Origin of the sequence: Pseudomonas sp. NPDC089534 (genome assembly GCF_044749305.1) — a bacterium.
Lineage (GTDB): Bacteria > Pseudomonadota > Gammaproteobacteria > Pseudomonadales > Pseudomonadaceae > Aquipseudomonas > Aquipseudomonas ekonensis.
This window is the reverse complement of record NZ_JBIVHR010000154.1, coordinates 1-7,922: the sequence shown is the minus strand read 5'-3', so window position 1 is coordinate 7,922 and position 7,922 is coordinate 1. Positions and strand designations below refer to the sequence as shown.

Below are 7,922 nucleotides of genomic sequence, written 5' to 3'. Positions count from 1 at the left end.
TGGGTGGCGTGGGCGTTCGAGCCGTTTTTGTTGTGGCGTTTCAGGCGCTGGTCGTAAGTGACGGAGGCGGTGAAGCGGGCGACGAAGGCGTCGACGGGTTCACTGAAGCGGCCGCCCCAGGACTGATTGGTCTTGTCAGTGCTCATGAATTCGCTCGTATCGGCTTGAAGAAAGAAGGCTGCAAATGCTGGCGCGGATGATAACAGGGTTGCCGATCCTGTCGCTGACACTGGTCGATACGTTTTTTTCTCATTCCGTGCGCCACAATCGCCGCCGTCGCCGCAGCGATTTGCGCAACGATATTTTCCGATTGAGCAATGCCGGCCCGACGAACGTCTACAGTTGGACTGAAGGGTCGGCGCAAATGCGGTTCGGACGCCGGCCACGAAAAAGAGAGGGGTGGGTGCATTGGCCATCGGCAACGCCTGCGCAGGGCGCAGGGATCGGGCACCGGCAAATTTTGCCGGCCGACGTGCGGCACTTTTTGGCGCCCGCGCTAGTCTTAGCGTGGATCGCGGTGACGGACGTCACTCCACCTGTCTACGCTATCCTTGTGCGAGACTCACGCAGGAATCCAGCGCAATATGAATGTCCTGATCGTTGATGACGAACCCTTGGCCCGTGAGCGCCTCAGCCGAATGGTGAGCGAGCTCGGGGGCTACACTGTCCTGGAGCCCAGCGCCACCAATGGCGAGGAGGCGTTGGCGCTGATCGACAGTCAAAAGCCGGATATCGTGCTGCTCGATATCCGCATGCCGGGCCTGGATGGCCTGCAGGTCGCTGCCCGTCTGTGCGAACGAGAAACCCCGCCCGCCGTGGTGTTCTGCACAGGTTCCGATGAATTTGCCGTGGAAGCCCTGAAGGCCGGTGCCGTGGGCTATGTGGTGAAACCCGTGCGAACCGAACACTTGCAGGATGCCCTGAAAAGGGCCGAACGTCCCAACCGGGCCCAGCTCTCGGCCCTGACCCGTCCCGCCGCCGAAAGCGGCAACGGCCCGCGCAGCCACATCAGCGCCCGGACCCGCAAAGGCATCGAGCTGATCCCCCTGGACCAGGTGGTGTACTTCATCGCCGACCACAAGTACGTGACCCTGCGCCACGAGCACGGCGAAGTCCTGCTGGACGAGCCGCTCAAGGCGCTCGAGGACGAGTTCGGCGAGCGCTTCGTGCGGATCCACCGCAACGCGCTGGTGGCGCGCGAGCGCATCGAGCGGTTGCAGCGCACGCCGCTGGGGCATTTCCAGCTCTTCCTCAAAGGCCTGAACGGCGACGCCCTGATCGTCAGCCGCCGGCATGTGGCGGGTGTGCGCAAGATGATGCAGGGGCTCTGACCGGCCGGCTGCGGGCGACCGCCATCTCTTTCCGACCGGCAGCGGGCCAGGGAGGCCGCGCGGTTTCTGATTCAAGTCAAAGTGGATTTGGCTGAGCTGTTATCATCCGCCGTATCTATTCAGTACGGATTGATCCATGTCCTCTCGCGAAATCCGCATCGCCACCCGCAAAAGTGCTCTGGCCCTCTGGCAGGCCGAATTCGTCAAAGCCCGTCTGGAAGCGGCCCACCCGGGGTTGCGGGTGACGCTGGTGCCCATGGTCAGCCGCGGCGACAAGCTGCTCGACTCGCCGCTGTCGAAGATCGGCGGCAAGGGCCTGTTCGTCAAGGAACTGGAAACCGCGCTGCTGGAGAACGAAGCCGACATCGCCGTCCACTCGATGAAGGACGTGCCGATGGATTTCCCCGAAGGCCTGGGCCTGTTCTGCATCTGCGAGCGCGAAGACCCGCGTGACGCCTTCGTCTCCAACACCTACGCCAGCCTTGACGCGCTGCCGGCCGGCAGCATCGTCGGCACGTCCAGCCTGCGCCGCCAGGCCCAGCTGTTGACCCGCCGTCCGGACCTTGAAATCCGCTTCCTGCGCGGCAACGTCAACACCCGCCTGGCCAAGCTCGACGCAGGCGAGTACGACGCGATCATCCTCGCGGCGGCCGGCCTGATCCGTCTCGGCTTCGAGGACCGCATCACCTCGGCGATCAGCGTCGACGACAGCCTGCCCGCCGGGGGCCAGGGCGCGGTGGGCATCGAATGCCGCAGCGCCGACCGCGAAATCCATGCCTTGCTGGCGCCGTTGCATCACGCCGACACCGCGTCGCGGGTGACCGCCGAGCGTGCCCTCAACAAACACCTGAACGGCGGCTGCCAGGTGCCGATCGCCTGCTACGCCGTGCTGGAAGGCGATCAGCTGTGGCTGCGCGGCCTGGTGGGCGAACCGAGCGGCGGCAAGCTGCTCAGCGCCCAGGCCAGGGCCCCGCGCGAGGCGGCCGAGTCGCTGGGCGTGCAGGTCGCCGAAGACCTGCTCGGCCAGGGCGCCGACGACATCCTCAAGGCGGTGTACGGCGAGGCAGGCCACGAGTGACCGGTTGGCGCCTGCTGCTGACCCGTCCGGCGGATGACTGTGCGGCGCTGGCCGAGGTGTTGGCGCAGCAGGGGATTTTCAGCAGCTGCCTGCCGCTTTTGGAGATCGTCCCTTTGGCGGTCTCTGACACAATGCGCCGGGTCCTGGGGCAACTGGCGCAGTGCGCTGCGGTGATCGTGGTCAGCAAACCGGCGGCGCGCCTGGCGGTGCAGTTGCTGGACGCTTGCGCCGACGTGCCGCCGTCGTTGCCCTGGTTCAGCGTCGGCGCGGCGACGGCGCAGGTTCTCCAGGCCCGGGGGCTGGACACCCACTTCCCCGACGGGGGCGATGACAGCGAAGCGTTGCTGCAGTTGCCGCGCCTGCGCGAGGCAGTGGCCCGGCCCGGTTCGCGGGTGCTGATCCTGCGCGGCGAGGGCGGGCGCGAGCTGCTCGCCGAGCGCCTGCGCGCGCTTGGTGCTAGTGTCGAGTATCTGGAGCTGTACCGCCGCGACCTGCCGGCCTGCGCGCCGGGGGAACTGGTGCGCAGGATCGGATCGGAACGCCTGAACGGGCTGGTGGTCAGCAGTGGACAGGGTTTCGAGCACCTGCGCCAATTGGCCGGCGACGCCTGGCCCGAGGTGGCGCGGCTGCCGTTGTTTGTTCCAAGCCCAAGGGTCGCCGGGCAGGCGCGCGCCGCCGGGGCCCGAACAGTTGTGGATTGCCGCGGCGCCAGTGCCGCGGCCTTGCTGACGGCGCTACGGGAGCATCCCGTGCCCGTTCTCTAATGCAAAGGATGGATACGTGAGCGAAACAGCCTTGCCTAAAGATGATGTTCAACCTGTGACCGATGCACCGGTTGACGTACCACCACCGGCCCGGGAACCGCGTCGGGGAAACGGACTGGCCATCGTGGCATTGCTGCTGGGCGCCGCCGGCGTCGCGGTCGGCGGCTGGGGCGTCTGGCAGGTGCGTCACCTGCAGGCCGACACCCGGCAACAGTTGAGCCAGGTGCAGGCGCTGAACGATCAGGCGCAGTCGCTGAAGCTCAACGAGCAGCGGCTGACCGAGCGTCTCGGGCAGTTGCCGGGCGCCGACGAGCTCGATGAGCGCCAGCGTCTGGTGACCCAACTGCAGGGCGATCAGCAGCGCCTCAACCAGCGTCTGGAAACCGTCCTCGGCGCCAGCCGCAAGGACTGGCGCCTGGCGGAGGCCGAGCACCTGCTGCGTCTGGCCAGCCTGCGCCTGTCGGCGCTGCAGGACATCAGCAGCGCCCAGGCGCTGGTGCAGGGCGCCGACGAAATCCTCCGCGAACAGAACGACCCCGGTTCGTTCGCCGCCCGCGAGCAGGTGGCGAAAACCCTGGTGGCGCTGCGCAGCACCGCACAGCCGGACCGCACCGGCCTGTTCCTGCGCCTGGGCGCCCTGCGCGACCAGGTCATCGAACTCACCGAGCTTGCCCCCGAATACAAGGACCGCGGCGAGTCCCTGCTGGGCCTGACGGCCGACGGCGACGGGGCCAGTCGCTGGGCCCAGTGGTGGGATCAGATTTCCCGCTACATCCGCATCGACTTCAACGCCGACAAGAACGTGCGGCCGCTGCTGGCCGGGCAGAGCCTGAGCCAGGTGCGCCTGGCCCTGAGCCTGGCGCTGGAGCAGGCGCAGTGGGCGGCGCTCAACGGACAGGCGCCGGTCTTCACCCAGGCGTTGGCCGAGGCGAGGGACGTGCTCAAGGGCAACTTCAATCCGGACAACCCGCAAAGCAAGATCATGCTTGAGCAAGTGGCCGAGCTGAGCCAGCAGCCGGTCACGGTCAGCACGCCGGACATGGCCGGCACCCTGAGTGCGGTGCAGGCCTATCTCGAGCGGCGCAACGTCAATGCCGAAGACTCGGTCAAACCGTTCGCCAAGCCGGCCGCCGGCACGGCGCAGGAGGCCACGCCATGAAGCGCCTGTACGTGCTCGTGTTTCTGGTCATCGCCGTGACGGCGGCGCTGGGCCTGGCGATCGCCCAGCATTCCGGTTACGTGCTGGTCGCGTACAAGGGCTTCCGCTACGAATCGAGCCTGTGGGCGACCTTGGCGGTGGTGGCGGTGCTGTGGCTGCTGGCCTGGGGCGTCAAGGCGCTGGTCGAGGTGGTGCTGACGTCCGGCGGGGTGGTCAACCCGTGGTCGCGGCGCAACCGCAGCCGGCGCGTGCAGGTGGCGATCGAGCACGGGCAACTGGATCTGGCCGAGGGCCGCTGGGCCAGCGCTCAGCGCCATCTGTACCGGGCCGCCGAAGCCGAGCGCCAGCCGCTGCTGTATTACCTCGGGGCGGCGCGCGCCGCCAACGAACAGGGCAACTACGAAGAATGCGACCGCCTGCTGGAACGCGCGCTGGAGCGTCAGCCCCAGGCCGAACTGGCGATCGCCTTGAATCACGCGCAGCTGCAGACAGACCGCGGTGACACCGACGGTGCCCTGGAAACGTTGCAGGCCATGCACGAACGTCACCCCCGCAACGCCCAGACCCTGCGCCAGTTGCAGCGGCTGCACCAGCAGCGCGGCGAATGGTCGGCGGTGATCAGGCTGCTGCCTGAACTGCGCAAGGACAAGGTCCTGCCGCCGGCCGAACTGACGGAGCTGGAGCGCCGCGCCTGGGGCCAGAACCTGTCGCTGGCGGCCCAGCGGGAAGAGGACGGCACGGTCGGTCAGCAATCCCTCGAACGCGCCTGGCAGCAGCTCACGTCCGCCCAGCGGCAGGAGCCTGCGCTGGTGTTGGCCTATGCCGAGCAACTGCGTCAGCTGGGCGCGCAGGTCGAGGCGGAGGAGGTGCTGCGCAACGCCCTCAAGCGCAAGTACGACAGTCACCTGGCCCGTCTGTACGGGCTGGTGCGCGGCAGTGATCCGGTGCGTCAGCTGCAGACGGCCGAGGGGTGGCTCAAGGAACACCCGGCCGACCCGAGCCTGTTGTTGACGCTGGGGCGCCTGTGTCTGCAAGCCAGCCTGTGGGGCAAGGCCCGGGACTATCTGGAAAGCAGCCTGCACACGCAGCGCAACCCGGAGGCCTGCGCCGAGCTTGCCCGCCTGCTTGCCCGCCTCGGCGATACCGAGCGCAGCAACCAGTTGTTTCAGGAAGGGCTGGGGTTGCTGGACGACCGCCTGCTGGCCGCGCCGCTGCCTGTCCCGGCCCGGGCTTGAATGACGGGGAGCGTGCTCCCCGTTAACGTCCGATGCCGGAAAAGTTACTGCCGACCCTGGTCTTAGGCAGAGTCCTACAAGGGACTACATCTTATCCTCTCGCATCTGTCGGGATTTCCCTACACCTCTGGTGAAGTGTCGCCGGTGCCCCGCCTTGAAAGGCCGGCGCGCTTTCCTCTACCGTAACTGCCTGTCTTTACTGTTGCGGATAAGCCATGTCGTTGACCTGCTCACGCTCCCTGTTTTTCATGGCTTTCATGGCGGGGGCTCTGGCCCTGGGGGCTTCCTACTACCTCGAATACACGGTCGGCCTGACGCCCTGCAATCTCTGCCTGGTGCAGCGCCTGTTCCTGAGTGCGTTGTTTGTCTGCTGCGGAGTGGCGGCGGTGCACGGGCCGCGCCGGATCGGCCTTTCGCTCTACTGGGTGTCGGCGTTGGCCGCCAGTGCCGGGGGCATGACCGCAGCCTGGCGCCAGGTGCTGTGGCAGAGCGACCCGCTGCACCAGTTGGCGAACTGCATACCGGCCCCCGAGACGCCGCTGTCATGGATGTGCGCGTTGTCGGGCATGTTCAACGAACACGGCGACTGCGCCGAGATCTCCTGGACGCTGTTCGACCTGAGCATCCCGGAGTGGAGCCTGCTGTTTTTCCTCGCGATGTCGATCCTTGCCGTTTACCAGTTGTTGCGTCTGGTCTGGAACGCCGTGCAGCGCCCTTTCGGCGGCGAAGCGTCGCACCGGCTGTTGATCAGGGATTAAACGCTTGTATGAACTTTGTCGTCTGCGTACCTTGAAGCCTCCGGCGTGCGGGAATAATCTGGCCCGCACGTGTCATTGCAATTCAGTTGCTCAATGACGCTCTGCCCGGCAGCCCCCGAATCCGATTTCACAAGAGGGGCGCGGGTGTAGAGCAGTGACCCACAAGGGAAGAGAGATCGCCATGCTCGAAAGTTGTCAGAGTGCTCAGGAACGTTGGGGTGGAGTTCATCAACTGATCGACCGCTGGCTTCAGGAGCGTGAGGAACTGGTGACTGCGTTCCGTACACTGCGTGATGCCAAGCCTGCGTTCGCCGACAAGTCGAAGAACGGCCGGTTCTGCCAGATCCTCGTCGATTACGTATCCGCCTGGCACTTCGAAGTGCGTGAACAGTTGACCAACGAAGCCAAGGCGTTCGATGACGAAGGCGGGCTGGAATTGGCGGATCAGATCGAGCCGCGCATCGATGAGATCACGCAGCATGCGGTGGCCTTCAATGACCATTGCCACAAGGGTGAGTGCAATGACCCGGAGCGGTTCGCCGAGGCGCTGCAAAAACTTGGCGGTCTGTTGCGCGAGCGCTTCGAGCTGGAAGACTGCCTGATCGAAGTGCTGCACACCGCGCACAAGCAGGAAGACACGGTTCAGGCCTGAGGCCTCATGCCCGACAAAGGAACGGTGCGCCAAGGCGCACCGTTTTTCGTTTGCGCGATCAGCCGGTCGCGCCCTTCAGTTCCACTTCGAACACCAGCGGCGTGAACGGTGCGATCAGGTCACCGGCACCGTCCGCGCCATAAGCCTGGTCGGATGGAATCACCAGCCGCCACTTCGCCCCCACCGGCATGTTCTGCAGCGCGGTCCGCCAGCCGGCGATCACGCTGTCGAGGTTGAACCATTGCGGCTGGCTGTTCTGGTCGAACACGGTGCCGTCCGGCAGACGACCCACGTACAGCACCTGCACCTTGCCGTCGGGGCCGGCCTTGGCGCCGGTGCCGGGCGCGAGCTCGGTCATCAGGATGCCGTCGGCCAGCTCCTTCACGCCTGGCTTGGCTTTTTCGGCGGTGAGGAAACGCTGTTCCGTTTCCATCGCGGCCTCGCTTGAGGGCAGCGATGCCTGCTCGGCGGTGCGGGACTCATGGTCGGCCAGGATCTGTTCGATCCGCGCTTCGCTCAAGGCCAGCGGCTTGCCCTGATAGGCCTGCTGCAAGCCTTCGATCAACGCCTGAAGCTGCAGTTGCGGCACCTCCTGACGCAGCCGTTCGCCGAGGCTGGCGCCCAGGCTGTAGGCCAGGTCGTGGGCCTCGTTCGCGGTGGTTTTCTCGTCGGCCTGGGCGACGGAAAAAACCAGGCAGAGGGATAAAAAAAGGTAGCGCGGCATGAGCACTCTCCATCCTGAATTGCGGTGGATTATGCCAGTGCGGGCACCTGCAACGGTGAACTGCTTTTGTCCGCGCGCAGAAGTTTTTCGCAGCGCTGCAACCGAGCGCTTTCGATACTGTCAACATGCCCTAGCGGCGGTAGCAGCAGAGGTCTAGTATGAGCCGCACTCACGTCAGCCAGGAGGTAAACCATGTCGGCCACCAAGAAGCCAGTAAACAC

9 protein-coding genes and 2 pseudogenes are annotated in these 7,922 nt (G+C 65.8%); 8 read left to right on the top strand and 3 right to left on the bottom strand.

From position 1 onward, the window contains the following. A pseudogene (locus tag ACIP0B_RS27310) lies at window positions 1–146 on the bottom strand (argininosuccinate lyase); the annotation flags it as partial. A gap of 322 nt (window positions 147–468) precedes the next feature. Between ACIP0B_RS27310 and ACIP0B_RS27305 the strand changes: the two are divergent. The 8 genes and pseudogenes from ACIP0B_RS27305 to rsd form a co-directional block, all read left to right on the top strand. Continuing rightward, window positions 469–588, top strand: a pseudogene (locus ACIP0B_RS27305) (sensor histidine kinase); the annotation flags it as partial. Further along, on the top strand, window positions 585–1,331 hold the full coding sequence (locus ACIP0B_RS27300; protein ID WP_400838078.1) for a LytR/AlgR family response regulator transcription factor: 747 nt from the start codon (window positions 585–587) through the stop codon (window positions 1,329–1,331). The pseudogene ACIP0B_RS27305 and the gene ACIP0B_RS27300, both read left to right, overlap by 4 nt. 136 nt (window positions 1,332–1,467) lie before the next feature. Continuing rightward, complete coding sequence (hemC, locus tag ACIP0B_RS27295; RefSeq protein ID WP_400838075.1) at window positions 1,468–2,409, top strand: hydroxymethylbilane synthase; 942 nt, start codon at window positions 1,468–1,470, stop codon at window positions 2,407–2,409. Beyond that, on the top strand, window positions 2,406–3,173 hold the full coding sequence (locus ACIP0B_RS27290; protein ID WP_400838072.1) for a uroporphyrinogen-III synthase: 768 nt from the start codon (window positions 2,406–2,408) through the stop codon (window positions 3,171–3,173). Before hemC ends, ACIP0B_RS27290 begins: the two co-directional genes overlap by 4 nt. Window positions 3,174–3,189: 16 nt before the next feature. Then, a complete protein-coding gene (locus ACIP0B_RS27285; protein ID WP_400838069.1) occupies window positions 3,190–4,332 on the top strand; it encodes a uroporphyrinogen-III C-methyltransferase in 1,143 nt (380 codons plus the stop codon). Then, window positions 4,329–5,567 carry a heme biosynthesis protein HemY gene (locus ACIP0B_RS27280; RefSeq protein WP_400838066.1) on the top strand — a complete coding sequence of 413 codons (1,239 nt, stop codon included), beginning with the start codon at window positions 4,329–4,331 and terminating at the stop codon, window positions 5,565–5,567. Before ACIP0B_RS27285 ends, ACIP0B_RS27280 begins: the two co-directional genes overlap by 4 nt. Window positions 5,568–5,782: 215 nt before the next feature. Next, entirely contained in the window at window positions 5,783–6,325 is a 543-nt protein-coding gene (locus tag ACIP0B_RS27275) for a disulfide bond formation protein B (protein ID WP_400838063.1), read from the top strand. Between the two features lie 181 nt (window positions 6,326–6,506). After that, window positions 6,507–6,977 carry a sigma D regulator gene (rsd, locus tag ACIP0B_RS27270; protein ID WP_400838081.1) on the top strand — a complete coding sequence of 157 codons (471 nt, stop codon included), beginning with the start codon at window positions 6,507–6,509 and terminating at the stop codon, window positions 6,975–6,977. Between the two features lie 58 nt (window positions 6,978–7,035). On the opposite strand, the gene ACIP0B_RS27265 is transcribed toward rsd, so the two are convergent. Beyond that, window positions 7,036–7,701 (bottom strand): FKBP-type peptidyl-prolyl cis-trans isomerase, encoded by a 666-nt coding sequence (locus ACIP0B_RS27265; protein WP_400838060.1) that lies wholly within the window; start codon window positions 7,699–7,701, stop codon window positions 7,036–7,038. A 29-nt stretch (window positions 7,702–7,730) separates the two neighbouring features. Further along, on the bottom strand, window positions 7,731–7,922 hold a 192-nt coding region (locus ACIP0B_RS27260; RefSeq protein ID WP_400838057.1), incomplete at its 5' end, for a hypothetical protein.